The organism is Streptomyces sp. NPDC058773 (assembly GCF_042746015.1).
In the GTDB taxonomy this organism is placed as follows: domain Bacteria; phylum Actinomycetota; class Actinomycetes; order Streptomycetales; family Streptomycetaceae; genus Streptomyces.
The window spans coordinates 36,822-63,646 of the sequence record NZ_JBHYPE010000008.1; the positions used below are offsets into that span (position 1 = coordinate 36,822).

Annotated in this window: 18 protein-coding genes; 11 read left to right on the forward strand and 7 right to left on the reverse strand. The window is 71.5% G+C overall.

The genetic code is table 11. The features are described 5' to 3' along the window. A complete protein-coding gene (gatB, locus tag ACFW5B_RS09670; protein WP_386435865.1) occupies positions 1–1,509 on the forward strand; it encodes an Asp-tRNA(Asn)/Glu-tRNA(Gln) amidotransferase subunit GatB in 1,509 nt (502 codons plus the stop codon). Positions 1,510–1,583: 74 nt separating this feature from the next. Here gatB and ACFW5B_RS09675 read toward each other — a convergent pair whose 3' ends face one another. Genes ACFW5B_RS09675 through ACFW5B_RS09685 form a run of 3 tightly spaced genes read right to left on the reverse strand, consistent with a single transcriptional unit; the run spans position 1,584 to position 3,699 of the window. Continuing rightward, positions 1,584–2,588 (reverse strand): aldo/keto reductase, encoded by a 1,005-nt coding sequence (locus tag ACFW5B_RS09675; protein WP_386436311.1) that lies wholly within the window; start codon positions 2,586–2,588, stop codon positions 1,584–1,586. Positions 2,589–2,605: 17 nt separating this feature from the next. Beyond that, positions 2,606–2,869, reverse strand: a complete 264-nt coding sequence (locus ACFW5B_RS09680) for a DUF397 domain-containing protein (protein ID WP_386435868.1) — start codon at positions 2,867–2,869, stop codon at positions 2,606–2,608. Beyond that, on the reverse strand, positions 2,866–3,699 hold the full coding sequence (locus tag ACFW5B_RS09685; protein WP_386435871.1) for a helix-turn-helix domain-containing protein: 834 nt from the start codon (positions 3,697–3,699) through the stop codon (positions 2,866–2,868). Before ACFW5B_RS09685 ends, ACFW5B_RS09680 begins: the two co-directional genes overlap by 4 nt. A 112-nt stretch (positions 3,700–3,811) precedes the next feature. On the opposite strand from ACFW5B_RS09685, the gene ACFW5B_RS09690 reads away from it, so the two are divergent. Then, the gene (locus ACFW5B_RS09690) at positions 3,812–4,240 is read left to right on the forward strand and encodes an ATP-binding protein (RefSeq protein WP_386435874.1); all 429 of its coding nucleotides are present in this window, start codon (positions 3,812–3,814) and stop codon (positions 4,238–4,240) included. A gap of 95 nt (positions 4,241–4,335) precedes the next feature. Here the strand turns inward: ACFW5B_RS09690 and ACFW5B_RS09695 are convergent, their stop codons facing one another. Continuing rightward, complete coding sequence (locus ACFW5B_RS09695) at positions 4,336–5,364, reverse strand: hypothetical protein (RefSeq protein WP_386435877.1); 1,029 nt, start codon at positions 5,362–5,364, stop codon at positions 4,336–4,338. Positions 5,365–5,549: 185 nt separating this feature from the next. On the opposite strand from ACFW5B_RS09695, the gene ACFW5B_RS09700 reads away from it, so the two are divergent. The 6 genes from ACFW5B_RS09700 (at position 5,550) to ACFW5B_RS09725 (ending at position 17,786) form a co-directional block, all read left to right on the forward strand. After that, positions 5,550–7,661 carry a phosphocholine-specific phospholipase C gene (locus ACFW5B_RS09700; protein ID WP_386435879.1) on the forward strand — a complete coding sequence of 704 codons (2,112 nt, stop codon included), beginning with the start codon at positions 5,550–5,552 and terminating at the stop codon, positions 7,659–7,661. A 334-nt stretch (positions 7,662–7,995) separates the two neighbouring features. Next, positions 7,996–10,236, forward strand: a complete 2,241-nt coding sequence (locus tag ACFW5B_RS09705) for an MMPL family transporter (RefSeq protein WP_386435882.1) — start codon at positions 7,996–7,998, stop codon at positions 10,234–10,236. Between the two features lie 185 nt (positions 10,237–10,421). Continuing rightward, positions 10,422–11,054 carry a hypothetical protein gene (locus ACFW5B_RS09710; RefSeq protein WP_386435885.1) on the forward strand — a complete coding sequence of 211 codons (633 nt, stop codon included), beginning with the start codon at positions 10,422–10,424 and terminating at the stop codon, positions 11,052–11,054. Positions 11,055–11,318: 264 nt separating this feature from the next. After that, a complete protein-coding gene (locus ACFW5B_RS09715) occupies positions 11,319–14,018 on the forward strand; it encodes an ABC transporter substrate-binding protein (RefSeq protein WP_386435888.1) in 2,700 nt (899 codons plus the stop codon). A 290-nt stretch (positions 14,019–14,308) separates the two neighbouring features. After that, a complete protein-coding gene (locus ACFW5B_RS09720; protein WP_386435890.1) occupies positions 14,309–14,506 on the forward strand; it encodes a hypothetical protein in 198 nt (65 codons plus the stop codon). 160 nt (positions 14,507–14,666) lie between these two features. Next, positions 14,667–17,786, forward strand: coding sequence for an AAA family ATPase (locus ACFW5B_RS09725; RefSeq protein WP_386435892.1), 3,120 nt, complete (start codon positions 14,667–14,669; stop codon positions 17,784–17,786). Between the two features lie 28 nt (positions 17,787–17,814). On the opposite strand, the gene ACFW5B_RS09730 is transcribed toward ACFW5B_RS09725, so the two are convergent. From ACFW5B_RS09730 to ACFW5B_RS09740, 3 genes are all read right to left on the reverse strand, one after another. Then, complete coding sequence (locus ACFW5B_RS09730) at positions 17,815–18,015, reverse strand: DUF6191 domain-containing protein (RefSeq protein WP_386435895.1); 201 nt, start codon at positions 18,013–18,015, stop codon at positions 17,815–17,817. Positions 18,016–18,103: 88 nt separating this feature from the next. Then, positions 18,104–19,276 (reverse strand): PQQ-dependent sugar dehydrogenase, encoded by a 1,173-nt coding sequence (locus ACFW5B_RS09735; RefSeq protein ID WP_386435898.1) that lies wholly within the window; start codon positions 19,274–19,276, stop codon positions 18,104–18,106. A 157-nt stretch (positions 19,277–19,433) separates the two neighbouring features. Then, a complete protein-coding gene (locus ACFW5B_RS09740; RefSeq protein WP_386435901.1) occupies positions 19,434–20,462 on the reverse strand; it encodes an aldo/keto reductase in 1,029 nt (342 codons plus the stop codon). 88 nt (positions 20,463–20,550) lie between these two features. Between ACFW5B_RS09740 and ACFW5B_RS09745 the strand changes: the two genes are divergently transcribed. From ACFW5B_RS09745 to ACFW5B_RS09755, 3 genes are all read left to right on the forward strand, one after another. Continuing rightward, positions 20,551–21,513 carry a 2-hydroxyacid dehydrogenase gene (locus tag ACFW5B_RS09745; RefSeq protein WP_386435904.1) on the forward strand — a complete coding sequence of 321 codons (963 nt, stop codon included), beginning with the start codon at positions 20,551–20,553 and terminating at the stop codon, positions 21,511–21,513. Between the two features lie 306 nt (positions 21,514–21,819). Next, positions 21,820–24,741 (forward strand): putative bifunctional diguanylate cyclase/phosphodiesterase, encoded by a 2,922-nt coding sequence (locus ACFW5B_RS09750; RefSeq protein ID WP_386435907.1) that lies wholly within the window; start codon positions 21,820–21,822, stop codon positions 24,739–24,741. Between the two features lie 209 nt (positions 24,742–24,950). Next, on the forward strand, positions 24,951–26,822 hold the full coding sequence (locus ACFW5B_RS09755; RefSeq protein ID WP_386435910.1) for an acetolactate synthase large subunit: 1,872 nt from the start codon (positions 24,951–24,953) through the stop codon (positions 26,820–26,822). The last annotated feature ends 3 nt before the right edge of the window (positions 26,823–26,825 follow it).

Here is a 26,825-nt window from a genome sequence, read left to right on the forward strand (position 1 = left end):
GTGACTGTCACTGACCTGGTGTCGTACGAGGACGCCCTCGCGACGTACGACCCCGTCATGGGCCTGGAGGTCCATGTCGAGCTCGGCACCAACACCAAGATGTTCTGCGGGTGTTCCACCGCCCTGGGCGCGGACGCCAACTCGCAGACCTGCCCGACCTGCCTGGGCATGCCCGGCTCGCTGCCCGTCGTCAACGCGACCGGCGTCGAGTCCGCGATCAAGATCGGCCTGGCGCTGAACTGCTCCATCGCCGAATGGTGCCGCTTCGCCCGGAAGAACTACTTCTATCCGGACATGCCGAAGAACTTCCAGACCTCCCAGTACGACGAGCCGATCGCCTTCGACGGCTACCTCGACGTACAGCTGGAGGACGGGGAGATCTTCCGGGTGCACATCGAGCGCGCCCACATGGAGGAGGACACCGGCAAGTCCACCCACATCGGCGGTGCCACCGGCCGTATCCACGGCGCCCGGCACTCGCTCCTGGACTACAACCGCGCCGGCATCCCGCTCATCGAGATCGTCACCAAGCCCATCGAGGGCGCGGGCGAGCGGGCCCCCGAGGTCGCCAAGGCGTACGTCGCCGAGCTGCGCGAGCTCATCAAGGCGCTCGGCGTCTCCGAGGCCCGGATGGAACAGGGCCAGATGCGCTGCGACGTGAACCTCTCGCTGCGCCCCAACGGCACCGAGAAGTTCGGTACGCGTTCGGAGACCAAGAACGTCAACTCCCTGCGCTCCGTCGAGCGTGCGGCCCGCTTCGAGATCCAGCGCCACGCCGCGGTGCTGTCCTCCGGCGGCACGATCGTCCAGGAGACCCGTCACTTCCACGAGGAGGACGGCTCCACGACCCCCGGCCGCATCAAGGAAGAGGCCGAGGACTACCGCTACTTCCCCGAGCCGGACCTGGTGCCGGTGGCCCCCTCCCGTGAGTGGGTCGAGGAACTGCGGGCGTCGCTCCCCGAGCTGCCGCGGGTCCGCCGCAACCGCCTCCGCGAGGAGTGGGGGATCAGCGAGCACGACATGCAGTCGATCCTCAACGCGGGCGCGGTCGACCTGATCACCGCCACCGTCGACGCCGGTGCGGACTCCGCCTCGGCCCGTAAGTGGTGGATGGGCGAGCTGGCCCGCCGCGCCAACGAGGACGGCGTGGACCTGGCTGCCCTGCCGATCACCCCCGCGCAGGTCGCCCGGGTGACCGCGCTGGTCGCCGACGGCTCCCTCAACGACAAGCTGGCCCGCCAGACCATCGAGGGCGTGCTGGCCGGCGAGGGCGACCCGGACACCGTCGTCGAGAAGCGCGGCCTCAAGGTCGTCTCCGACGAGGGCGCCCTGGGCACCGCCGTCGATGAGGCGATCGCCGGCAACGCCGCCATCGCCGACAAGATCCGCGGCGGCAAGGTGGCCGCGGCGGGTGCCCTGGTCGGCGCGGTCATGAAGGCCACCCGCGGCCAGGCCGACGCGGCCCGCGTCCGCGAACTCATCCTGGAGAAGCTGGGCGTCGAGGGCTGACGCACTGCTGATCCGGTAGCGCGCGAAGCGGCCGTCCCTCCTTGGGGGACGGCCGCTTTGTCGTCACATCCCGCTCAGTGCCCCAGCCGTTCCAGTGCCGCGAGCGGGTAGCGTTCGCCCGCCACGGCGCCCTCGGGGACCGCTGCGCGGAGTTGCTCGGTCTGCGACGGAGTGAGGGTGATCCCGGCGGCCGACGCGTTCTCGTCCAGGTAGGTGCGGCGCTTGGTGCCGGGGATCGGGACGATGTCCTCGCCCTGGGCCAGGAGCCAGGCGAGGACGGCCTGGGCCGGGGTGCAGCCGAGGGACTCGGCGGTGGTGCGCACGGCCTGGACGAGGCGCAGATTGCGGTCGATGTTCTCCTCGGCGAACCGCGGCCAGCGGCGCCGGCTGTCCTCGGTGGTCAGCTCGTCCCGTGCGGCGAGCGCACCGGTCAGCATGCCGCGCCCGAGCGGCGAGTACGCCACGATGCCGATGCCCAGCTCCCGGCAGGTCGCCAGCATCTCGCCCTCCACGACGTCACGGGTGAAGAGGGAGTACTCCAGCTGTACGGCGCTGATGGGGTGCACGGCATGCGCCCGGCGCAGGGTCTGCGGGTTGACCTCGCTGAGGCCCAGGTGGCGTACGGCACCGGCGGCGACGAGTTCGGCCATCGCGCCGACCGTCTCCTCGATGGGGACGGCCGGGTCGCGGCGGTGCATGTAGTAGAGGTCGATGTGGTCCGTGCCGAGGCGGCGCAGCGAGGCGTGGCAGGCCTCGCGCACCCACGCGGCGGAGGTGTCGACCTCGTTCACCCGCCCGGTGGCGGCGTCGTGCCGCAGCCCGAACTTGGTCGCGAGGACCAGCTCGTCCCGTTGCGATGCGGTACGGCTGTGCAGCCAGCGGCCGAGGAACTCCTCGTTGGCGCCCCGCCCGTAGGCGTCCGCGGTGTCGAGCAGGGTGATGCCGAGCTCGGCCGCGCGGTCGAGGGTACGGAGCGACTCGGCGTCGTCCGGGACGCCGTACGAGGCCGACATTCCCATGCAGCCGAGGCCGAGGGGGGAGACGGTGGGGCCGTTCGTGCCCAGCTGCCGGGGCTTCATCGTCACGTCCGGTCCCGTCAGTTGGTGACGTCGGAGAGGAACGCGGACCAGGCAGCGGTGCTCAGGGTGAGTATGGGGCCGCCGGGGTTTTTGGAGTCGCGGATGTGGATGGCGGAGGGGCAGGTGGCGACTTCGAGGCAGTTGCCGCCTTCGCTGCCGCTGTACGTGGACTTGCGCCAGTCGTAGGCGACTTCGAGGCAGTTGCCGCCTGCACTGCCGCTGTAGCTGGACTTGAACCAGTTCAGTCCGTGAGAGAAGTGCTGGGCTGCTGTGCTGGTCATGACTCTCCTAGCAAGTCGTCCAGCAGGCTCTTCGTCTCCTCGGGGGTGAGGGCCTGCGACCGCAGCATCCCATACACCTGTTGATACACGCTGACCTTATCCGGGTCGTCGACCAGGAAGCTGATCCGTTGAGTTTCGATGTAGGCGAGGTGCTCGTGATCGGGTGTCTCCAGCAGGACCAGTGGGCCGTCCAGCGAGGCATGGGCGTGCCGGGCCGTCGGCATGATCTGAAGCCCTAGGAAAGGGAGTTCGGCGCACGAGCGGAGGTGGCGGAGCTGGGCGCGGAGGATCTCGGGGCCGCCGATCGGCCGGTGGAGCACCACCTCCTCCAGGATGAAGTTGAGCATGGGCAGCGGCTTTTTACGTTCCAGCAGTTTCTGTCGGCTCATGCGCCCCGAGAGCCACACCGCAGTCTCTTCCTCGTCCATCGGTGGGTAAAGGGAGTCGAAGGTGGCTTGCGCGTACGGCTCGGTCTGCAACAGACCTGGCACCACCTGGTTTTCGTACGACAGCAGCGTCAGCGCCGCCTCCTCGTGCTCCACCAAGTCCTGTACGAACGCGGGCAACTTCTCCCGCTCCGGGACCTTCGCCACCGCGACCGCCAACGCGCCCTTGGTGTCAAGGAGTTCGTCCAGGGTCTCGGCCAGGTCGAGCTTGAGCGGGCGGCGGCCCTGCTCGATGGAGCCGATGGTGTCCTCGTGGAGTCCCACCCGCTCGGCCAGTGCGGGCTGGGTGATGCGGGCGGCCCGGCGGAAATGACTCAGCTGGGCGCCGATGACGTGCCAGGAAGTGATTTTCTTCGGTTTATTCGCCTTGTTCGCCTGGTGCATGCGCTCTGCCTTCCCCTCCCAGTGACGGCATGACACAGTCAGAAGTCGTACAGCGGATCTGTACGACCTGACACTGTGGTCCAGCATAGTTACGCACTGTGACAGTGGCGCCATGCAAAAGGAGATCCAGACGCTGTGTGCCCGTACGGTGCGCTACCGGCGGGAGCGCCGATCCGTGCCGCTGGCCAGGGAGTTCGCCCGTAACGCGCTCGTCGAATGGGACCTGGAACGCCGGGTGGACGAGGTGCTGCTGTGCGTCAGTGAACTGGCCACCAATGCCCTGCTGCACGGTGTTCCGCCCGGTCGTGAGTACCGGCTGCGGTTGTTGCTGGGTGAGGACGGGCTGCTGCGGGTCGAGGTGCACGACAGCGGGGACGGGGAGCCGCGGGTTCCGGTGCGGGACGGAGCGGCGGAAGAGGAGTGCGGACGGGGGCTGTTGCTGGTGTCCGCACTCGCGGACAAGTGGGGGGTGGGGGAGCGCGCTCTGGGCAAGACGGTGTGGTGTGAGTGGTGGCCGGAGTACCGGGCCGGCCCGCGCTGACGGGGCGCGGACGGCCGTGTTGTGTGGGTGCGGTGCGGTGCGGGCGTGGGTGGCTGGCCGCGCCGGTAAGCGGCAATCCATGGTGACGGCGCGGTTCAGCGGCAGCTCATGGTCGCGGCGACCTTGGTCAGGACGGCGCGCTTGATCGCCGCGTACTGGGGGTCCGAACCCGAGGCGAAGACGTGGACATAGCTGCGGCCGGGGCCCTGGGCGCAGGCCAGTTCCGTGGCGGCGTCGCGGTCGTAGCGGAGGTCCTCGGCCGTGAGGTGCAAGGGTGTGCGGGGCTGGACGGGTATCCGGGCCCGGACACCGGTCGGTGAGAGGGCGTCCAGGATCGCCCGGTCGCGTAGCACGAGCGCCGAGAAGAGCCCGAGGTCGATTTCGCTGTCGCGCTCGCCGAGGGCCGCGCACCGGCTGACCGGGTCGTCGGTGAAACCACCCAGCTGGGAGACCTTCCCGTAGGTCCACTTCCGTACCGTCCGGGCGTCCGCCACCCCGCACGGCGTCGCTCCCCTGGCGAGGTGTACGGGCCGGACCGTGGCCGCGTCGAAGCGTTCGGGCACGGGAAAGGGCTTTCCGCCGCACCGGGCGATCCGGGAATTGCCGACGGCGAGCAGGGCCTTGACGGCGAGGGTCTGGGCGGCGTGCCGGTCGGTCAGCGCGCCGGGGACGGCGACCTTCACCAACTGGTTGCGGCACCGGGGCAGATGGAGCCAGCCGTCCGTGCGGTCGCGGTTCGTTTTGATCATGCCGGGGAGGCCGTGGCGGAGCGGCACCGTGCCGAGTCCCCACCACAGGTAGTCCTTGAGGGGCGTCTTTATCGCGGTGGCGCTGAGCTGCCAGTCGCCCCGCTGCACCGTGCACTCAGGGTTGCCCCACGGGTCCTTCGCCTCGGTGATCTCCCAGGGCGCGTCGCCGGATGGTGCCGCCCTGGCGAGCAGCGCGCGGTCGAGGGAACCCCAGCACGCCCGGTCCGGCAGGGTGCCGCTCCAGGGGCCCTGGTCGTTCGCCATGATCCCGACGGCGATCAGCAGCCCGACAACGGCCAGGACGACCGTCTCGCGAAAACGCTTGTGGTGCGGTGTGCGGCGTCCCGTGTTCGCCGGATGTTCGACTTCCCCCATGTCATTGAACGTAAGAGGTGATCCTTCGACGCCGCAACCGCCTGTGGATAACGCGGAGTTGTCCTCGCGCTGCCTATCGCCGGCCACGGCGCTCCGCTAACGTCCCGGTCGCACCGGCTCAATGGGCCGCACGCAGACCATTGAGCGGTCGTGGCTGTCGTGGACTGTCGACTGGGAGGTCGGGCGTGACACCGGAGGTATCTCGTAGACGCGTACTGGGAGTTGGCGCGGCAGCGGCGGGCGCTGCGATGGCCGGGTCGCTGCTGCCGCCGTCGTTGCAGCAGGCGCTGGCGGACGACGCGGCCCGGCCGGCGCGGGGCGGCCAAGGGCTCGCGGACATCGAGCACGTCGTCGTGCTGATGCAGGAGAACCGGTCCTTCGACCACTACTTCGGGACGCTGCGCGGGGTACGCGGCTACGCCGACCGCAATGCGATCGAACTGCCCGGTGGGCGGAGCGTCTTCGAGCAGCCGGGGCTGCTGGGCCTCGGCACCGTGCTGCCCTTCCCGGTGCGCGAGGCGGCCGCCGCGCAGAAGAAGGACCTCCAGTACATCGGCGCGCTGGACCACAGCTGGCTCGGCGGGGCGGTGGCGTGGAACGGCGGCTGGATGAACGGCTGGGTCACCGCCAAGACGGCCGCCACCATGGCGCACTACGACCGGCAGGACGTCCCGCTGCACCACGAACTGGCGGACACCTTCACCGTCTGCGACGCGTACCACTCCTCGATCCACTCCTCCACCAGCCCCAACCGCAACCACCTGGTGAGCGGCTGGACGGGCTACGAGCCCAACGGGAAGCGGGCGGTGGGCAACGACGCCTACGAGGAGGACACCCACTCCGGCTACACCTGGACCACCTACGCCGAGCGCCTGGAGAAGGCCGGCCGCAGTTGGCGCGTCTACCAGGAGTGGGACAACTTCACCGACAACAACCTGGAGTTCTTCGCGCGTTTCAAGGCGGTCGCGAGGAAGGCCCTGGCCAAGGTGGACGGGGTGCGGACCATGACCGCCTTCTACGGGAAGGTGGCGGGCGACGACGAGGCCGGGCGCAAGCGGCTCCAGGGGCTCCTGGAGGAGGGCGTCAAGGGGCTGGGCCCGGGGGAGCGGAGCCTGTTCGAGCGGGCACTGCGGCGGGGTGAGCCGGACAGTACGGCGACCGCGTTCGCCGCGGACGTGGCGAACGGGACGCTGCCCGCGGTGTCGTACCTCGTGCCCTCCGCCGCGGACTCCGAGCACCCCGGCTCGTCCTCACCGGTCGAGAGCGCCACCATCGTCTACAAGGTGCTCGACGCGCTCGGCAGGAACCCGGAGGTCTGGCGGCGCACCGCGCTGTTCCTGACCTACGACGAGAACGACGGCTTCTTCGACCATGTGCCGCCCCCGGTGCCGCCCGCCGGGACCGACGGGGAATTCTGGGACGGGCGGCCGACCGGTCTGGGCATCCGGGTGCCGATGATCGTTATCTCCCCGTGGACGGTCGGCGGTTACACCTGCTCCCAGGTCTTCGACCACACCTCGATCACCCGCTTCCTGGAACGTTGGACCGGAATCGGGGAACCCAACATCAGCGCGTGGCGGCGCACCGTCTGCGGCGACCTGACCGCTGCCTTCGACTTCTCCCGCGGGCGCCGGCAGCCGTCCGTGCGGCGGCCCGGCGCGGTCCCGGCGTTCAGCGGGCGCTGGGCGCCGCTGCCGCCCCTCCGGCAGGCGCTGCCGCAGCAGGAGCGCGGCAACCGGCCGGCCAGGGCGCTGCCGTACCAGCCGGATGCCGACGGCGGTTTCGATCCGGGCGCCGGGGTCTTCCGGCTGGCCGTCCGCAACACAGGCAAGGCCTCGGCCCATCTGGCGCTCTATCCGTACGCCAAGGAATTCGAGGCGCCGCAACACCGGGACGTACAGGGGAAGGGGCGGTGGGATGTCCCGGTGAAGGGCGGTACGTACCGTTTCATGGTGACCGGGCCGAACGGTTTCCGGCGGGAGTTCGCGGGTACCGGGCGGGGCGCCGCCGCGGCCGTCAAGATCAGCACACGGATCGGCGCCGGGCGGCGGGAACTCCATCTGACCCTCACCAACCCCGGCCGCACCGACCTGACCTTCACCCTCGCGCCGCTGGCCTATACGGACAGCGCACCGCGCACGGTGCGGGTGACGGCCGGCGGCAGCCGTACCGTCGCGCACCCCACCGCGGACGCGCACGGCTGGTACGACCTCGCGCTCACGGTCACCGAGGACCGGTCCTTCCGTCGCCGGCTCATGGGGCATGTGGAGAACGGCAAGGAGTCGGTCACCGGCTGATACGGGCGCGGAAGCGCAGACGAGCGGAGGTGCTGAGACGCGGAGGCGCGGAGGGCCGGAGGCGCGGAGACACAGAGGCGCGGTGACGCTGCGGTGCGGCATACGGGGGCGCCGGGCCGGAGGGGGCGTCAGCGAGTTCCCTCCCCGTCTCTTTGTGGGGAAGTCCACAAAAGGGTCAAAGGATCTTTTCCGGCTGGCACCCTGCTCCGGAAAGGTGGACCGGTAGCTTCCGCTTACCGGCGATGACGGTCCGCCCCGTCCCCGTTCATCCGCGCTCGGCACCGCCCGTCACCCGGGAGATATCGACGCACAACCCGGGAAGCAGACGAGGTCCGTGACCGCTCTGGCTCGGTGGTGTCTCAGGCGCCGCATCGTGGTGATCGTGCTCTGGCTCGCCGTCTTCGCAGGGGTCGCCGCCGCGGCAGGGGTGACGGGAGCCGCGTACTCGAACGACTACGAGGTGCCCGGGACCGAATCCGGGCAGGCCAGCGCCCGTATGGCGCAGGCCTTCCCGGACCGCTCCGGGGACGGCGACACCCTCGTGTGGCACACGGACTCCGGCACGGTGCGCTCCGCCGCCGTGGAGAAGACGATGCGGCACACCCTGGGGAAGATAGCCCGGCTGCCCGGTGTCTCCGAGGTGCAGGGCCCGTACGGCAAACACGGCGCCGACGGCACCGGCGCGCGGCAGATCAGCAAGGACGGCCGCACCGCCTACGCCTCGGTGATCTTCGACCGGGCCACCGACGACCTCGACGTCGCACAGGTCCGGAAGGTCGTCGACACCGCGCAGGACGCCGCCCGGCCGGGTCTCCAGGTCGAGTTGGGCGGTGCCGGCATCGCCCTCACCGAGGCGCCGCGTGCCCAGCTCGCGGAAGTCATCGGGCTGGGCGCCGCGGCCGTGGTGCTCTTCCTCGCCTTCGGCTCGCTCGCCGCGACCTTCCTGCCGATCATCACCGCGCTCGCCGCCGTCGGCACCGCCTCTGCCGGGATCACCCTGCTCAGCCACGCCATGACCGTCGCCGACTTCGCCCCGATGCTCGGCATGCTGATCGGGCTCGGCGTCGGCATCGACTATGCGCTGTTCATCGTCACCCGGCACCGTAAGGGCCTGCGTGCGGGCATGTCGGTCCAGGAGGCCGCCATCCGGGCCGTCGCGTCCTCGGGGCGGGCGGTCGTCTTCGCCGGAGCCACCGTCTGTATCGCGCTGCTGGGCATGCTGATCCTGCGGCTGAGCTTCCTCAACGGCGTCGCCCTCGCCGCCTCGCTCACCGTCGTCCTGACCGTGGCCGCCGCCGTGTCCCTGCTTCCGGCGCTGCTCGGGCTGATCGGGACACGGGCGCTGAGCCGCCGCGAGCGCCGCCGGCTGGCCCGGAACGGACCGGAGCCCGAGCGGCCCACCGGGGTCGCCGCCCGATGGTCCGGCTTCGTCGAGCGGCACCCCAAACTGCTGGGCACCGTCGCGGCGGCCGTCATGCTCACCCTGGCCCTGCCCACCCTCGGTATGCACCTGGGCACCTCCGACCAGGGCAACAACCCGGCCACGTCGACCACGCGCAAGGCGTACGACCTGCTCGCGGGCGACGGCCCCGGTCACGGGAGCGGTTTCGGCGCCGGCTTCAACGGGCCGCTGACGCTCATCGGCACCCTGGACGGCGCCAAGGACCGGATCGCCTTCGGGAAGCTGCCGGACCGGCTGCGCGAGACGCCGGGGGTCGCCCAGGTCGGCGGGCCCGAGTACGACGGCGGCCGCGGCACCGGGGTGATCACCGTCGTACCGGACAGCTCCCCGCAGTCCCGGCAGACCTCCGAGTTGGTGGAGCGGCTGCGGACGGACGTGCTCCCGGAGGGCGAGCGCGGGACCACGCTCCAGGTACGGGTCGGCGGGATCACCGCCAGCTATGACGACTTCGCCTCCGTCATCGTCGGCAAACTGCCGCTCTTCATCGGCGTCGTGATCGCGCTGGGGTCGGTCCTGCTGCTGCTCGCCTTCCGCAGCATCGGCATCCCGCTCAAGGCCGCGCTGATGAACGTCGCCGCCGTGGCCTCGTCCTTCGGGATCGTGGTCGCGGTCTTCCAATGGGGCTGGGGCAGCGAGCTGCTGGGCCTGGGCGGCGCCGGGCCGGTCGAACCGTTCCTGCCGGTCATCATGGTGTCGGTGCTCTTCGGCCTGTCCATGGACTACCAGGTGTTCCTGGTGTCCCGGATGTACGAGGAGTGGCAGCTGACCCACGACAACCGCCGGGCGGTACGGATCGGCCTCGCCGAGACCAGCCGCGTGATCAACTCGGCGGCGGTCATCATGATCGCGGTGTTCGGGGCCTTCATCCTCAGCGGCGACCGGACCATCGCGATGTTCGGCATCGGCCTGGCCGGCGCCGTCGCCCTCGACGCCTTCGTGCTCCGTACGCTGTTGGTGCCCGCCCTGATGCATCTGCTGGGCGGCGCCAACTGGTGGCTGCCGTCCTGGCTCGACCGGTGGCTTCCCCGGATCAGCATCGAGCCGCCGCCGGAACCGGACGCGGTGACGCTGCCCGGCCCCCAGGACGGCGAGAAGCCGCTGGTGAGCGCGTAGGGCGGGGCTCTCGGGGCGCGAGTCGGCCGGGGCCGGCACGCGCATCCGCGGCGTTGCCGTCATCACACGCAGCGCCGGGCCGAGCCCCCGGGAACGGCGTCCGGGGCCGGTGTGTCGCCGCCCGCTGTGCGCTCCGTGCCGCCGTTCTCATCCGACTCTCAGACGCGGCACCTACGGTCGCGCCCATGGGTACCAGGACGACCGAGAAGAAGACCGACGACGAGAAGACCGTGCCGGCGCAGACCGCCACGGACACCGCCGCGATCCCGGAGGCCACCGAGGCCGAGGCGGCCGGCAAGGCCGCGGCCAAGGCCGACGAGCAGACCGACGACAACGCCGCCCTGGCCGCGCAGGACGAGGCCAGTGACCTCGACGCGGGCGACGGCGCCGACGAGCCGGACACCGCCCCCGCGGCGCAGTCCTCCGGGGTCGCGGCCGGCGCCGGTGCCGTCATCGCCGCGGGCCTCGGCGTCGCGTCCGTCAGCGGCACCTGGCTCGGCACGGTGATGGCCGAGCGGGCAAACCTGATGGGCCAGATCAAGCTCCAGTCGGGCAAGGCCAGCGACCAGATCGCCGCTGTCTACGGCGCTTCCTGGCACACCAACGCCCTGGTCAACGGCGTCTTCGCGCTCCTCGCCGCGATCGCCGCCACCGTGGTGCTGACCCGTCCGCGGGCCACCTGGGTGCGGGCCGTCGCCTGGGGCGGACTGGCGCTGGGCGTGCTGGGCATCCTGATCTCCGCGGGCATGTACCTCGACCTGTTCGGCAGCATGCCGACCGTGCCCAAGGCCCCGGCGGGCGGACCCGCCGCTCCATAGGACACACCGAAACCACCATCTGCTGAAGGCCCACCGGTCCGCCCGGTGGGTCTTTGTCGTGGGTGGGGGAGCGGCGGCCCGAGGGACCGGGGCCGCATCGCCGGCGGCCACCCCGCGTCAGTCACGCCGCGCCCCCGCGCCCCGCGCCGTCCGTCCCCTCGCGTCTCGCCGTCATCCACAAAATTCCGAAGTCGATTGAGCACTCGCGGTCACCCAACTAACATGGATAACTACCGTGCGTAGATCATCAGTTCGGCCGTTGAGGTGAGATCCGCGAACAACTCCGTTGAACCCTTCTCCTTTCCCGACGATGCCGGAGCGGACTACTTCATCCGCGAGTACCGCACCGCCGTGAACCCCGCCCGGCGCGAGCTCCTGGAGAGCAAGCCGCCGCTGCTCATCCTCGGCACGTCTGCGGACGCCCCGCAGTCCCATACCCACCGGGTCCTGGAAGCGCTGCGCTGGGCACTCGGACCCGAGTACAAGCGCGTTCCGCACACGGTGCTGTACGCCGAGGACGACGTGCCCCTGCTCACCGTCCAGGCGGGCGCGGGCCTCGGATTCGACATTCCCCGGCGCTCGACCCCTGACCGCTTCCCCAACTTCTGGCTGATGGCGGATGTCGTCGCCCAGATACAGGAGAGCCGTCCGGGCGGCGGCGGTCTGGGGGCGCGGAAGTTACGCGACCACGTCTACCGTCAGCGGGCCGAACGGGGTGGCTTCCCCGGCCTGTTGTGGCACATGGGCGGCACGGACACCGCGCCCATCGGCGGGGTGTACGGCTTCTTCGTCGGGCTCGTATGGCACTCCCTCACCCGGACCCTGCCCCGGTGGATCTGGGCCCGTCGGCAGAACCGCCGGCTCGTCAGGTCCAAGCGCAGCGGCTGGCTCGGCACATACCTCAACGCGACCGCCGGCGGGGCGCCGGTGTTCGAGCTCCTCGACCAGGTAGGGGCCCGCCAGTCGCCCCGGCTGAGTCTGGACGCCGGCCACCCACGCCACAAGGAGGGCCTCGCCGAGCTCGAACTCCTGCTGATGCGCGCCCTGTTGGAGGATCTGCGCAAGCCCGCCGTCGGGCGGCTGCTGCCCAAGCGCCGCCGCCGGGTGGCCCGCCCCGTGCTGCTGGTGGAGATCCCGCCGGAGGGAGCCCCGGGGGCCGACGCGGCGGAGCGGTTCCTGCGCGCGTTCCACACCCTCCAGTCCGGGCTGGACGGGCCGGGACCGCTCGTCATCGCGGTCGGCCGGCCCTCCGGCGCCCTGCAGGTCGATCTGGGCGTGGAACACACCAATCTCCGCCGGGCGAGCAGCCTGCTCCACTCCAGCAACCCGCGGCCGGTCGTGGTGCCCCTGGAGGACGAGCCGTTCGGCCGCCCCGGACTTCAGATTCCCCCGGTGCAGCCGCGGAAGTTCACGATCGGCTGGCGCGCCGTGACGGCCGTCGAACTGACCGCGCTGGCCGCGGTCCTGGCGGGCGGCGCGCTCGCCCCCACCTTCTGGGAAACGCCGCCGGACACCCACTGCGTCGGCGGGGACCGTCCGGTCACGGACAACAAGCAGAACGAGACCGTCGACGTCAAACCCAAGGAGTGGTACCAGGCCGCGCTGGACCAGATCAAGGAGCAGAACCGCGAGGCCGAGAAGTACGCCGCCGAGGACCGCGCGGTGCGCACGGTCGTGCTCTTCGAATCGGACCCGCCCACGGACGCCACGGACACCATCTTCGACGGCGCCATCCCCGAACTCCGCGGGATCGCCATGTGGCAGAAGTGGCTGAACAACGATGCCGCTTCGAACCTCTCCCGGGTGCCGCTGCGGGTGGACGTCCGGCCGACCGGCCCCGGTTTCCGCAATGCGGTCCCCGCCGTGCGCGCGCTCATCAAGGAGGTCGAGCAGGAGGGCAGCGGCCCGGACCACAAGAAGATCGTCGGCGTCCTGGGCTTCGCGCAGAGCACGAACGCGACGCGCAAGGCCGTGCAACTGCTCGGCGGGGCCGGCATCCGGATGCCCACGGTCGGCACGACCGCGACGGCGGACGAGATGCAGCGCAGCGACACCTACTGGCCGCTCACGCCGACGAACAGCCAGGAGGCGCTGATCGAGGCCGACTTCGCCCGGCACTTCAACATCGTCGCGAAGACGGGGCAGACGGCATCGGAGCCGGCGCAACCCGCGGAATGTGTGCCCGCCGGAAACGCGGTGATCGTGCGGAAACCCGGCGACCTCTACAGCGAGAGCCTGGCCGGCAAGTTCCAGCAGTCCTTCAAGGGCGGCACCACCGTCATCGACTTCGTCCAGGGTGCGGAGTTCATCGGCACGTCCCCGGGCACGCAGAAGGCGACCTCCGCGGACCGGCTGGCCAGCCAGGTGTGCCAGGCCCTGAAGGCCGACCCGGACACCGTCGTGTACTGGACCTCACGGGCCCAGGAATTCACGGCCTTCATCGACGCCATGGACATCAACGGCACCTGCGCCGAGAAGGGGCTCACCGTACTCGGCGGCAACGAGCTGACGAATGTGGCGCTCACCGGCAAGTACGCCGACAAGAAATGGCTCCGGCTCTACCACTCCGCACACCGCCTGCCCGAGGGCGACCGCCGCGCCAGCCAGAAGACACAGACCTTCATCGGGCTCTACAACAGCACATACACCAAGGACCCCTGGCGGCAGGACGGGCACTCCGCGGTCGCCTACGACGCCTTCCATGTCCTTTCCAAGGCCGTGGACGAGGCCCATACGGGCAACTACGTGGGCCGGGACGCCATCACGACCGCGCTGAGGAACGGCATGAGTTTCGACGGCGCCACCGGGTTCGTCACGTTCTCCGAGGACAGCAACGGACCGCCGGAGCAGAAGACCCTGGTGATCCTGCGGCAGTCGGCCGACGGGCCCGAGGCGGTGGCCGTCTGCGGGGCCTACAGCCAGTCGGCCCAGGAGGACAAGCAGAAGGCGCCCTGCCATCACTAGCCCGCATGCAGGCCTCACCCGCGGCCGGTCTCCGGGGCCGGCCTCCGGGGCCGTAGGGACCTCGTACGCCGTCCCCACGGTCTCCGGCCTACGGCCCCCGGACGCCCTCTCTACGGCCCCTGGGTGCCGCCCCTAGGCACCCATCCGTCCGCCGGGTACCCGTTCCTAAGGACCGTACGGACCCGAAGATCAGGAACCCTCCCGATGTGGCCGGCCCCCCTTGGCGACGAGGCTGGAGCCACTCGACGACACCGTCGGGCAGCACACCACACCGCCGTCAGGGAGAAATCATGTTCCGCTCCGAACTGGAGATCCGGGTCCGTCACGAAGAGCTGCGCCGCGAGGCCGACCGGCAGCGCCTGGTGCGCCTGGCCGAAGAGGCCGGGCGCACCGGGCACCACGCCGCCGCCCGGTCCGGGAACGACGAACCCGAAGGGCGGGTGAGGGCGCGGAGCCGGTGGGCGCGGGTACGCCGCGTCACCGCCTGACCGCGAGGCACTCGTGCCACACCACACGCCGGCCCCGCAGCCGGCCCGACCGCCGTACGCCCGGCCCCAGGTGCTCACCCCACCGGGCCGGGCGTTCCGCGCCACGGGCCGCCCGTTCCGCTTACCGAAGCCCACTGCCGGACTGTCAGACCCCTGTGCGATGCTCAGCGGCGTGGAGACCAGGTCCGTCAGTCCCGTGTTCGTCGGCCGCGCGGCCGAACTCGCCGTGCTGGGGGACGCCCTCGACCGCATCGCGGCGTCCGGCGAGCCCCAGGCCCTGCTGATCGGGGGTGAGGCCGGAGTCGGAAAGACCCGGCTCATCGAGGAGTTCGGCGAGTCCGCCCGCGCCCGGGGCGCGCTCGTCGCGCTCGGCGGCTGTATCGAGATCGGCTCCGAAGGCCTGCCCTTCGCCCCGTTCTCCGCGATCCTGCACACCCTCAACTGGCATCTGCGCGACGAGCTGGCCGCCGCCGTCGCCGGCCAGGAGGGCGAACTCTCCCGCATCCTGCCCGAATTGGGGGAGACGCCAGGCGAGGCCCATGACGAGGAGATCGGCCGCGCCCGCCTCTTCGAGCTGACCGCCCGCCTCCTGGAGCGGCTCGCCGCGCACCGCACCCTCGTCCTGGTCATCGAGGACCTCCACTGGGCCGACCGCTCCACCCGAGAGCTGCTCGCCTACCTCCTGAGGACGCTGCACGACGCCCGCGTCCTCCTGGTCGCGACCTACCGCTCCGACGACATCCACCGCCGCCACCCCCTGCGCCCCTTCCTCGCCGAGGTCGACCGGATGCGCACGGTCCGGCGCGCCGAGCTGGCCCGCTTCAACCGCGAAGAGGTCCGCTCCCAGATCGCCGGGATCAACGGCAGCGCCCCCGAAGAGGACACCGTCGACCGGGTCTACAAGCGCTCCGAGGGCAACGCCTTCTTCGTCGAGGAGCTGGCCCGCGGCCTCGCCGACGGCGCTCTGCACGGACTCAGCGACCCGCTGCGTGACCTGCTGCTGGTGCGGGTCGAGGCGCTGCCCGAGGACGCCCAGCGGGTGGTGCGCACGGCCGCCGAGGGCGGCTCCACCGTCGAACACGAACTCCTCGCCGCCGTCTGCCGGATGCCCGAGGACGACCTCATCGAGGCGCTGCGTGCGGCCGTCGGCAGCAACACCCTGGTGCCCACCCAGGACGGCACGGGCTACCGCTTCCGGCACGCCCTCGCCCGCGAGGCGGTCGTCGACGATCTGCTCCCCGGTGAGCGCACGCGCCTCAACCGCCGCTACGCCGAGGCCCTGGAGGCCGACCCCGCCCTGGTCCGCGCCGAGGTCTGCGCCGCCCGGCTGGCGAGCTACTGGTACAAGGCCCATGACGCCGCCAAGGCCCTGCCCGCCGTCCTCGCCGCCTCCGTCCAGGCCCGCCGCCGCCATGCGTACGCCGAGCAACTGCGGCTGCTGGACCGCGCCCTGGAGCTGTGGGACGACGCGCCCACGGAGGTCCGCCAGGGGGTGCGCCCGGTCGACTACGCCGAGGCGTATCCGGCCTGCGGCTGCCACGACGGCGACGCGCTGCGCTTCCTCGACCTGCTCGCCGAGATCGCGGTGGCCGCCCGGCTGTCCGGCGACATCGAGCGGGCCTTCACGATCACCAAGCGCGCCCTGCGGTCGCTGCGCGAGGAGAACGACCCCCTCCGCATGGCCTGGTTCCTGGTGCAGCGCTCCCGGCTCTGCCAGGCCACCGGCCGCGGCAACGGCTGGGACGACCTGGGCACCGCCCAGGAGCTGGTGCGCGGGCTCCCGCCGTCCTCCGTGCACGCCGAGGTGCTGGCCGCCGTCGCGAGCTGGGCGGTGCTGCACGAACCGGGACCGGGTACCTTCGCGACGGCCGAACGCGCCGTGGAACTGGCCCAGTTGGTGGGCGACGAGGAGGCCGAGCTCAACTCCCGGGTGACCCTGGCGGGGCTGCGGGTGGACGCCGGCGACGTCGACGCGGGCCTGGACGACTTCCGTAAGAGCCTGGACCGCGCCGTGGACTGCGGCTACTTCGCCGTCATCGGCCGCGGCCATGTCAACTTCCCCTCCGCGCTGGAAGGCGTCGGCCGCTCCCGCGAAGCCGTCGAGGTCACCGAACAGGGCGTGGAACTCACCATCCGCTACGGCCTCAAGGACAGTGCCAGCTGGGTGCTGGGCAACCGCGCCGAATCCCTCCAGTCGCTGGGCCGCTGGGAGGAGGCCGGGCAGGCCGTCGCCGACGCCCGCCGCCTCGCGCACCACCCCCGCGCCGTCGCCCTGGCCGCCAGCCGCCACACCGATCTCGCCCTGGACCGGGGCGACCTCGCCGAGGCCGAGCGCGAACTGGCCGTCGCCCAGGAGCACTACGGCACCCACGACCCCCAGCCGCAGCACGCCCTCGTCATGGCGCGGCACGCGCTGCGCATCGCCGCCCGCCAGGGCCGCCTCCTGGACGCCCGCAGCGCCCTCGGGCAGGCGCTGGACGTCGGCTTCCCGCCCGGCACCCAGCGCTACGCCTGGCCGCTGCTGTGGGCGGCCACCACCGCCGAGGCGGACGCCCGCGGGCTGCCGGCCGCCGAGCCCGGCCGGGCCGCGATCCTCGCCCGCATCCGGGACGCCGCCAGGCGACTGCCCCGGCTCTGCCCGGTCTGGTCGGCGTACGGCCTGGCGGTCGACGCCGAACTCCGCCGCGCCGAGGGCCGGGAGACCCCCGACGCCTGGGCCGAGGCGGTCGCCGCCTTCGAGCCCCTGGAGCGCCCGCACGAACTCGCCCGTGCCTGCTACCGCTGGGCCGAATCACTCCTCCACGGCAGCGAGCGGGCCACCACCGGACTGCTCGGCCGCACCCCGCGCGAGGCCGCCGTCCTGCTGCTCACCCAGGCGTACGCCGCCGCCGTGACGCTGGGCGCCCGCCCGCTCGCCGGTGAACTCGAACTCCTCGCCCAGCGCGCCCGTATCCCTCTGCCGGGCCAGATACCGGCCGGCACGACGGCCACCGCTGCCGCCACCGGGACCGCCCCCGGCCGCGCCGCCGCCGAGGCGCCCGCGTCCTCCGGCTCCGCCCCCGCCGAATCCCTCGGCCTGACCCCGCGCGAACGCGAGGTGCTGCGCCTGGTGGCCGACGGCCGCAGCAACCGCCAGATAGCGGACGCCTTGTTCATCTCCCCGAAGACCGCCAGCGTCCATGTCTCCAACATCCTGGCCAAGGTGGGCGTCTCCGGCCGCGGCGAGGCGGGCGCGGTGGCCCACCGCCTCCGCCTCTTCGGCGAACCGACACCTGGCTAGGTGTGTTGTCCGGAGAGCTTGGCGACGGTCACCTGCCGGGGCCCGGCTCCCCTTCCCCGGCGGGCCGCTGCCCCGGCGTCCGGACGACGACGGTGCCCGAGGCGAGATCGATCGGGCCCTTCCCCGGATCGCCGTTGCCCACGTCATCGACGACGAGTGACATCTTCTGCCGCTCCTCGTCGGTGTGTTTGCGCCCCGGTGCGAACAGTTCTTCCGCGATGTTGAACATGGTGGCCTGCCCCCTCATCGGCGTGCGCGCACCCGTCCCCCTGACACCGAGTGTAGGCAGCGCACCCGAAAAGGGGATGTGCCGGGGATCAGCTCACTTTGAGGCGGAGAATCCGGTCATCGCCCTTGTGCGGAGTGCTCCGTCCGTCGGTGTTGCTGGTGACCAGCCACAATGTGCCGTCGCCGGCCGCCACGACCGTCCGCAGCCGTCCGTAGGTGCCCTTCAGAAAGGCCTGGGGAGCGGCCACCGGCTTCGTCCCGTTCAGCGGGATCCGCCACAGCCGTTCCCCGCGCAGCGAGGCCATCCAGATCGAGCCCTCGGCGTACGCGATACCGCTGGGCGAGGCGTCCGCGGGCTTCCACTCCTCGACCGGGTCCACGAACCCGGGGCCCTTCGACCCGCCCTTGGCCCGGCCCTCGGCCTCCGGCCAGCCGTAGTTCCTGCCCGGCTCGATGAGATTCAGCTCGTCCCAGGTGTCCTGCCCGAACTCCGAGGCCCACATCCGCTTGCCGTCGTCCCAGGCCAGCCCCTGCACATTGCGGTGGCCGTAGTCGTGCACCACCGAATCCGCCTCGGGGTTGCCGTGCGCGGGCTCGCCGTCCGGCGTCATCCGCAGGATCTTGCCGGCCGGGGAGTCCTTGTCCTGAGCCAGACCCTTGTCGTTGGTCTCGCCGGTGCCCACGTAGAGCATCTTGTCCGGGCCGAACGCGATCCGCCCGCCGTTGTGGATCTGCCCCTTCGGGATGCCCTTGAAGATCGTGTCGGGCGCGCCCAGCTGATTGCCCGGCGGGCGCCTCTCGTCGTAGTTCATACGGGCGATGCGGTTGTCGGACGCGGTGGTGAAGTACGCGTACACCTGGTGGTCCGCGCCGAACGTGGAGGACACCGCGATCCCCAGCAGCCCGCCCTCGCCCCCCGGGTCCACGCCCGGCACCGACCCCAGTTCGGTCTTCTTCCCGTTGTCCGCCGAGACCCGGATGATCTTTCCGGTGTCCCGGGAGGCGACCAGCAGATCGCCGCCCGGCAGCACCGCCACACCCCACGGCGACGTCAGCCCGGTGGTCAGGGTGCCGGCCACCTTCACCGAGCCCTTCGCGGGCGGTGCGTGGGACGACGCCGTGGCGTCCGACGAGGCGGCCGGGCTCTTCGACGGGGCGGCCGGGCTGCCGTCCCCCTGGGGCTGCGCGCCGCCGGACGAGCACCCCGCTGCCAGGAGCAGCGAAGCGGCAGCCAATACGGCGGTCTGGGAACGGCGTTGCACGGCAGGGGTCCTCTCGTCGCAGGGCGTGGACAAGAACACCACATCGCACGCCACGGCGCCGCGCGTACACGCTCCGGAGCCACTCCCACCTGCCATGATCCGGTGCCGGCGACCGGGCCGCGAGTGGGCGGCCGGTGTACCGCGAGCCGGAGGCGCTCTAGTACCAGGACCCGCGGGCCGGCGGCAGCGCGGCGATCTCCGCCAGGTCTTCGCGGGTGAGCGCCAGCTGGGCGGCCTTGGCGTTCTGCGCGGCCCAGCGCTCCTTCTTCGTGCCCGGTACGGGGACGACGTGCCGCCCCTGTGCCAGCACCCAGGCCAGCGCCACCTGCCCCGGCGTCGCGCCGTAGCGGGCGCCGACCCGCCGCAGCCCGGCCACCACCGGCTGGTTCGCGGCCATCATCTCGGCGGTGAAGCGGGGGTGGCGCGCCCGTATGTCCTCCGGTTCGAAGCCCTGCCCCGGGGTGAGGGTCCCGGTCAGATAGCCGTTCCCCAGCGGCATCGCCGCCAGGAATCCGACCCCGCGCGACTCGCACCACGGAAGCAGCGCCTCCAGCGCCTCCGGCGACCACACCGACAGCTCGGCCTGCACACTGCTCACCGGGAACACCTGCTGAATCCGCTCCAGTTGGGCCAGCGTGCCGTCGTGCGTCCGGGACCGGGGCCGCGCCCGCCCGGCCGTCCGCCGCCCCGCACGGGCCGGCCGTACCGCCCGCGCGCCCACCGCGCACAGCCCCAGCGACCGCACCTTCCCGGCCGCCACCAGCTCCGCCATCGCCCCCCAGGTCTCCTCGATGGGCACCTCGGGATCGGGCCGGTGCAACTGGTAGAGGTCGATCCGGTCGGTCTGGAGCCGTCGCAGCGAGGCGTCACAGGCCCGCTTGACGTAGCCGGGCCGCCCATTGGCGACGATGTGCTGCTCACCCACCAGCAGCCCGCACTTGGTCGACACGAACGCGTCCGCCCGCCGCTCCTTGAGCACCCGCCCCACCAGCAGCTCATTGGTGAACGGGCCGTACATGTCGGCGGTGTCCAGCAGGCTGGAGCCCCGGTCCAGCGCGGTGTGCACGGCCCGCAACGAGCTGTCCAAGCTGCGCTGCGACTCGGTGTACCCCCAGCTCATCGGCATACAGCCGAGCCCGATGGCCCCCACGTCAAGGGCCGCCGCACCGATTGTCCTGCGCTCCACCTGGTTGTGCCTCCGTCCCCTCGCCCCCGGTCAAGGGCCTGACCAAACTAACGTCTGAACAGAACGTCTCTTCGCATAGCCTCGGGCCATGGCAACAGCAGAGCAGCGCACCGACGCCCGTGACGTATGGCTCCCGATCCCGCCCGACGAGATCGAGGGCCTCCCCGACGGGTTCCGCTACGTCCACTGGGACGCCGGCCCCGACTACCCGGCCGACCCCGCCCGGTGCGCGTTCTATGCCGTTCCCTACATGAAGGACGTGGAGACTTCGCTGCGCCCGCTGTCCCGGATGAGCCGGGTACGGGCGGTCCAGACGCTCACCGCCGGCGTCGACCACATACTCCCGGGGCTGTCCGACATGCCGTCCGGTGCCCAACTGTGCAACGCCCGCGGGCTGCACGACGCCAGCACCGCGGAGCTGGCGCTCACCCTGATCCTCGCGTCACTGCGCGGCGTCCCGGGCTTCGTCCGGGCCCAGGACGCGGGGGAGTGGCGGCCGGAGTACCGCCCGGCGCTTGCCGACAAATCGGTGCTCATTGTGGGCTATGGTTCGATCGGCAGTGCCATCGAAGACCGGCTCACACCCTTCGAATGTGCGCGGGTCGTGCGCATCGCACGCACCGCGCGTGACACTGTGCGCGGTCCTGTGCATCCACTCTCCGACCTGCCCGCCCTCCTGCCCGAAGCGGACGTCGTCGTGCTCGCGACTCCGCTCACCGACGCCACCCGTGGCCTGGTGGGACGCGATTTCCTGGCCCGGATGAAGGCCGGCGCGCTGCTGGTGAACGTCGCGCGCGGCGGGGTCGTCGACACCGCGGCACTCCTCGCCGAGCTGGAATCCGGACGGCTGTACGCGGCGCTCGATGTCACCGACCCGGAACCCCTCCCCGCCGGACATCCGCTGTGGCACGCTCCCGGCGTACTCGTCACTCCACACGTCGGCGGTCCCAGCTCTGCCTTCCTGCCCCGTGCGAAGCGGTTGCTGCGGGACCAGTTGACGCTTTTCGCGGCCGGGGAGCCCCTGCGGAACGTGGTCGCGACCGCCGACTGAAACCGGTTGCGCGTAGCACTACGAGGCCGTACGACTGCAAGGAGTGTTCGCCGTGCGCCCTTAGTCACGCTGCGTAGAGACGCTATGTCCCTGAGTGACGGAACTGGTGTATCGTCCCGAGCGGGGACGCCGCCGGGAAAGATGCGGCGCGTGCGAACGATCCGGGACTCGAGGGGGGCGACGGGCGATGTACGGCCGATGGACGAGTAGCGAGAAGCACGATCCACGAGCGCCCGCGGGAATACTGCGAGGTCCCCAGGAGCGCCGCGCACGACGCCTCCCGGTGCGGATGAACGGAAGAGTCCGGTGAGCGCCCCCGGGGCGATGCTCTCCAGCCCGCCGGCGCCGGCCGCCGGCCCGCCGAGCGCGGTGCCGCAGATCGTGCTGGCGGTGCTCTGCGGCGGCTATGCCATCGGCGCCGCGTTCGGCTGGGGGTCGCCCGAAGTCGCCGTGATCATGGGGGACTTCGGCCTCAGCTTCGCGGCGTTCCTGGCGGCCGTCTCCTGCGCGCTGTACGCCCGCAAGCGCCGCAGCCGGTTCCGTCCGGCCTGGATGCTGTTCGCCGCGTCCTCCGGGATGGCAGGCCTCGGCAACGGCGTATGGGGCTGGTACGAGGTCATCGAAGGGGTCACGGTCCCCAGCCCCTCGCTGGCCGACTTCTGCTTCCTGCTGTTCGCGCCGCCGGCCATCGTGGGCCTGCTGGTGCTCGCCAAGAGGCCGGTGACCAGGGCCGGTTGGGTCTGTCTGGGTCTCGACTCCTGGCTGATCGCCGGGTCGCTGGTCACTCTCTCATGGAGCCTCGCGCTCGCACACACCGCTCACTTCCAGGGTCGCAGCGTGGCGCAGAGCGCCCTGTCGCTGGCCTATCCGCTGCTGGACATCGTGCTGGTCAGCATGGTGCTCGCGCTGCACTTCCGGCGCTCTTCGGTGCACCGCTCGGCCATCAACACCGCGGTCGCGGCGCTGGCGCTGACGGTGCTCTGCGACGCCCTGTTCAGCTCGCCGCTGCTGCGCGAGCACTACCGCTCCGGGCAGATCCTGGACGCCGGCTGGTTCGCCGGGTCGATGCTGCTGGCCTACGCGCCCTGGGTCGCCCGCCGCGCGGGCGACGACGGCACCGTGGAGGACGACCGGCCCGCCGCCCGGCGGGCCCAGCCGCACGGCAGCCGCCCGATCGCCGGCTCGCTCGCCGCGCTGACCCCGTATCTGGCCGCTGCCGTCTGCACCCTGGGCATCCTCACCAACGTCCTGGACGGGCGGCGCATCGACCGCGTGGTGCTCTTCACCGGCTGCACGGTCGTCCTCGCGCTGGTCGTCCGCCAGGGCATCATGCTGCTCGACAACATCACCCTCACCCAGGAACTGGCGCAGAAGGAGAACCACTTCCGCTCCCTGGTGCAGGGCTCCAGCGACGTCATCATGATCGCCGCCCCGACCGGTGTGCTCCGCTATGTGAGCCCGGCCGCCGCCGGGGTCTACGGCCGCGACGCCGAGGAGCTGGTCGGCTCCGAGCTGGCCTCGCTGATCCACCCCGAGGACCTGGGCCGGGTGGTCCACGAGGTCCGCAGATTCCTCGCCGCGACCCCCGAGGACGAACCCACCACCCGGATCGAATGCCGCTTCCGCGCCGGCGAACGGCGCCCCGGCGGCGACGGCTGGCTGAACGTCGAATCCACCGTCAACCGCCACCACGGCGGCCTGATCTTCAACTCCCGCGATGTCACCGAACGCGTCCGGCTCCAGGCCCAGCTCCAGCACAACGCCTCACACGACGCGCTCACCGACCTGCCCAACCGCGCGCTGTTCACCGAGCGCGTCACCCAGGCCGTCACCGGCCGCCGGGCCAGCGACCACGACACCGCCGTCCTCTACATCGACCTCGACGGCTTCAAGCAGGTCAACGACACCATCGGCCACCAGGCGGGCGACGAACTGCTGGTGCAGGCCGCTCGCCGGCTCGCCGACTCGGTGCGCTCCGGCGACATAGCGGCGCGGCTGGGCGGCGACGAGTTCGCCGCGCTGATCACCGGCGACGGCACCCGCGACCCGGCCGCCCGGGAGTTCCGTATCCACGAGATCGCCGACCGGCTCCGCATCAAGCTCTCCGAGCCCTACCGCATCGACGGCCGGGACGTCCGGGTGGCGGCCAGCATCGGCGTCGCCTTCGCCGATCCCGGGGTGAGCCCCGCGGGCCTGCTGCGCAACGCCGACCTCGCGATGTACCGCGCCAAGCAGGCCGGCAAGGGCCGGGTGGAGCTGTACGCCCCCCAGATGCAGAACGAGGTCGCCCACCGCGCCGAGCTGGCCGGCAAGCTCCGCACCGCCCTGAACGACGGCGCCTTCGCGCTGCTGCACCAGCCGGTGGTGGAGCTGGCGACCGGCCGGGTCACCGCGGTCGCGGCGCACGCCCGCTGGCGCTCCGCCCAGGGCATCCTCTTCACCCCGGCCGAGTTCCTGCGGGTCGGCGACCGCGGCCGGGTCGCCGACGAGGACGGCGCCCGCGCCGCGGAGCTGGACCGCTGGCAGCTGGAGGAGGCCGTCGAGCAGGCCGCCGCGCGCCGCCGGGCGGGCTATCCGGTCCCGGTCGCGGTCCGGCTCTCCGCCCGCCGGCTGCTGGACCACGCGCTGTCCCCCAAGGGCGTCGAGTCGCTGCTCACCCGCCACGGGCTGCCCTCCCGCGCGCTCGTCGTGGAGCTGTCCGAGAGCGACCCCCGCCTCCCGCTGGACGACCTGGAGCGCCGGCTGGTCGCGCTGCGCCGGCTGGGCGTACGGATCGCCCTCGACGGCTTCGGCAGCGGATATGCCGCCATCAGCGCACTGCGCCGGCTCCCGGTCGACGTACTGCGGCTGGACCGCGGGCTGGTGGACGGCGTGGTGGAGTCCGCGAGGCTGCACAAGATCACCGCCGGGCTGCTGCGGATCGCCGGCGACCTGGGCATGCAGTCCGTCGCGGACGGTGTCGACCTGCCTGAGCAGGTGCTCGCCCTGCGCTCCATGGGCTGCACGCACGGGATGGGCGCGGCCTTCTCCGGGCCGCTCGACGAACACCGGCTGCGGCGGTCCCTGACACACGCCCGCTACCCGGTCCCGGACCTGGCGGGACAGGGCCGCGCGGTGGTGCTCACCGGCGGCGGACTGCCCGTCCGGCAGGGCGCTCCGGCGGGTCCGGAATCGCTCGTACATCCGCCATTGCGCTCAAATAGTGAGACCTCCGTCCCACCCACTTGACACTCGGTGCACGGCGGGGGGAGGGTCAGTGCCATGCGCACCCGAATTCTCGTACTTGGAAAGCGCGTCGGCTGAAGCCTGGGTCCCTGACGAACCCGGCTCAACGCACCGACGCGCTCCCCTCGCTTGCCACCTGGCACGGGGGGTTTTTTGTTGCACAGCAACCTCACAAATCCCGTCAAAACCCTCAGCTTCGAGAAGAGACGCAGATGACCGAGCAGGCCTCCGGGGCCCACCATCCGCAGCCGCGGGCCCGTACCGCCGGCGGACCGCAGCAGCCCGCCACCGTCGAGCACGTCACGGGTGCCCAGTCCCTCATCCGTTCGCTCGAGGAGGTCGGGGCCGACACCGTTTTCGGCATCCCCGGCGGTGCGATCCTTCCCGCGTACGACCCGATGATGGACTCCTCGAAGGTCCGGCACGTCCTGGTGCGTCACGAGCAGGGCGCCGGTCACGCCGCCACGGGATATGCGCAGGCCACCGGCAGGGTCGGGGTGTGCATGGCGACCTCGGGCCCGGGTGCCACCAACCTCGTCACGCCGATCGCCGACGCCCACATGGACTCCGTCCCGCTGGTCGCGATCACCGGTCAGGTCGCGTCCAAGGCGATCGGCACGGACGCCTTCCAGGAGGCGGACATCTGCGGCATCACGATGCCGATCACCAAGCACAACTTCCTGGTCACCGACCCCGCCGACATCCCGCGGACGATCGCCGAGGCGTTCCACATCGCGGCCACCGGCCGCCCCGGCCCCGTCCTGGTCGACATCGCCAAGGACGCACTCCAGGCGCAGACCACCTTCGCCTGGCCGCCGCAGACCGACCTGCCCGGCTACCGCCCGGTGACCAAGCCGCACGCCAAGCAGATCCGTGAGGCCGCCCGGCTGATCGTCGAGTCCAAGCGCCCGGTGCTCTACGTCGGCGGCGGCGTCATGAAGGCCGGTGCCACCGCCGAACTCAAGGTGCTCGCCGAGCTGACCGGAGCCCCCGTCACCACCACCCTGATGGCGCTGGGCTCCTTCCCCGACAGCCACCCGCAGCACGTCGGGATGCCCGGCATGCACGGTGCGGTCACCGCCGTCACCGCGCTCCAGAAGTCGGACCTGCTGATCACCCTCGGCGCCCGCTTCGACGACCGCGTCACCGGCAAGCTGGACTCCTTCGCGCCGTACGCCAAGGTCGTCCACGCCGACATCGACCCCGCGGAGATCGGCAAGAACCGCGCCGCGGACGTGCCGATCGTCGGTGACGCCCGCGAGGTCATCGCCGACCTGATCGTCGCCGTCCAGGCCGAGTACGACGCCGGACACCGCGGTGACTACAGCGCCTGGTGGAAGGACCTCAACCGCTGGCGCGACACCTACCCGCTCGGCTACGACCTCCCGGAGGACGGCACCCTCTCCCCGCAGCAGGTCATCGAGCGGATCGGCAAGCTCGCCCCCGCCGACACCATCTACGCCGCGGGCGTCGGCCAGCACCAGATGTGGGCCGCCCACTTCATCGACTACGAGCAGCCCTCGACCTGGCTGAACTCCGGTGGCGCCGGGACCATGGGCTACGCCGTCCCCGCCGCGATGGGCGCCAAGGCCGGACAGCCGGACCGTACGGTCTGGGCGATCGACGGCGACGGCTGCTTCCAGATGACCAATCAGGAGCTGGTCACCTGCGCGCTCAACAACATCCCGATCAAGGTCGCGGTCATCAACAACGGCGCGCTGGGCATGGTCCGCCAGTGGCAGACCCTCTTCTACAACCAGCGCTACTCCAACACCGTGCTGCACAGCGGCCCGGAGTCCAACGGCCTGGTGACGGCGGGCAAGGCCAGCGGCGGCACCCGCGTCCCGGACTTCGTGAAGCTGTCCGAGGCCATGGGCTGTGTCGCGATGCGCTGTGAGGACCCGGCGGAGCTGGACGCGGTCATCGCCAAGGCCAACGCCATCAACGACCGCCCGGTCGTGATCGACTTCATCGTCCACGAGGACGCCCAGGTCTGGCCGATGGTCGCCGCCGGCACCTCCAACGACGAGGTCATGGCCGCCCGGGGCGTGCGTCCCGACTTCGGCGACAACGAAGACGACTGAGCC

What these genes read in the sequence shown, in the direction of transcription:
- ACFW5B_RS09675 (WP_386436311.1), bottom strand. Translation starts at nt 2,588, where the DNA reads ATGAAGCCCCGGCAGCTGGGCACGAACGGCCCCACCGTCTCCCCCCTC.
- ACFW5B_RS09680 (WP_386435868.1), bottom strand. Translation starts at nt 2,869, where the DNA reads ATGACCAGCACAGCAGCCCAGCACTTCTCTCACGGACTGAACTGGTTC.
- ACFW5B_RS09685 (WP_386435871.1), bottom strand. Translation starts at nt 3,699, where the DNA reads ATGCACCAGGCGAACAAGGCGAATAAACCGAAGAAAATCACTTCCTGG.
- ACFW5B_RS09690 (WP_386435874.1), top strand. Translation starts at nt 3,812, where the DNA reads ATGCAAAAGGAGATCCAGACGCTGTGTGCCCGTACGGTGCGCTACCGG.
- ACFW5B_RS09695 (WP_386435877.1), bottom strand. Translation starts at nt 5,364, where the DNA reads ATGGGGGAAGTCGAACATCCGGCGAACACGGGACGCCGCACACCGCAC.
- ACFW5B_RS09710 (WP_386435885.1), top strand. Translation starts at nt 10,422, where the DNA reads ATGGGTACCAGGACGACCGAGAAGAAGACCGACGACGAGAAGACCGTG.
- ACFW5B_RS09720 (WP_386435890.1), top strand. Translation starts at nt 14,309, where the DNA reads ATGTTCCGCTCCGAACTGGAGATCCGGGTCCGTCACGAAGAGCTGCGC.
- ACFW5B_RS09725 (WP_386435892.1), top strand. Translation starts at nt 14,667, where the DNA reads ATGCTCAGCGGCGTGGAGACCAGGTCCGTCAGTCCCGTGTTCGTCGGC.
- ACFW5B_RS09730 (WP_386435895.1), bottom strand. Translation starts at nt 18,015, where the DNA reads ATGTTCAACATCGCGGAAGAACTGTTCGCACCGGGGCGCAAACACACC.
- ACFW5B_RS09745 (WP_386435904.1), top strand. Translation starts at nt 20,551, where the DNA reads ATGGCAACAGCAGAGCAGCGCACCGACGCCCGTGACGTATGGCTCCCG.
- ACFW5B_RS09755 (WP_386435910.1), top strand. Translation starts at nt 24,951, where the DNA reads ATGACCGAGCAGGCCTCCGGGGCCCACCATCCGCAGCCGCGGGCCCGT.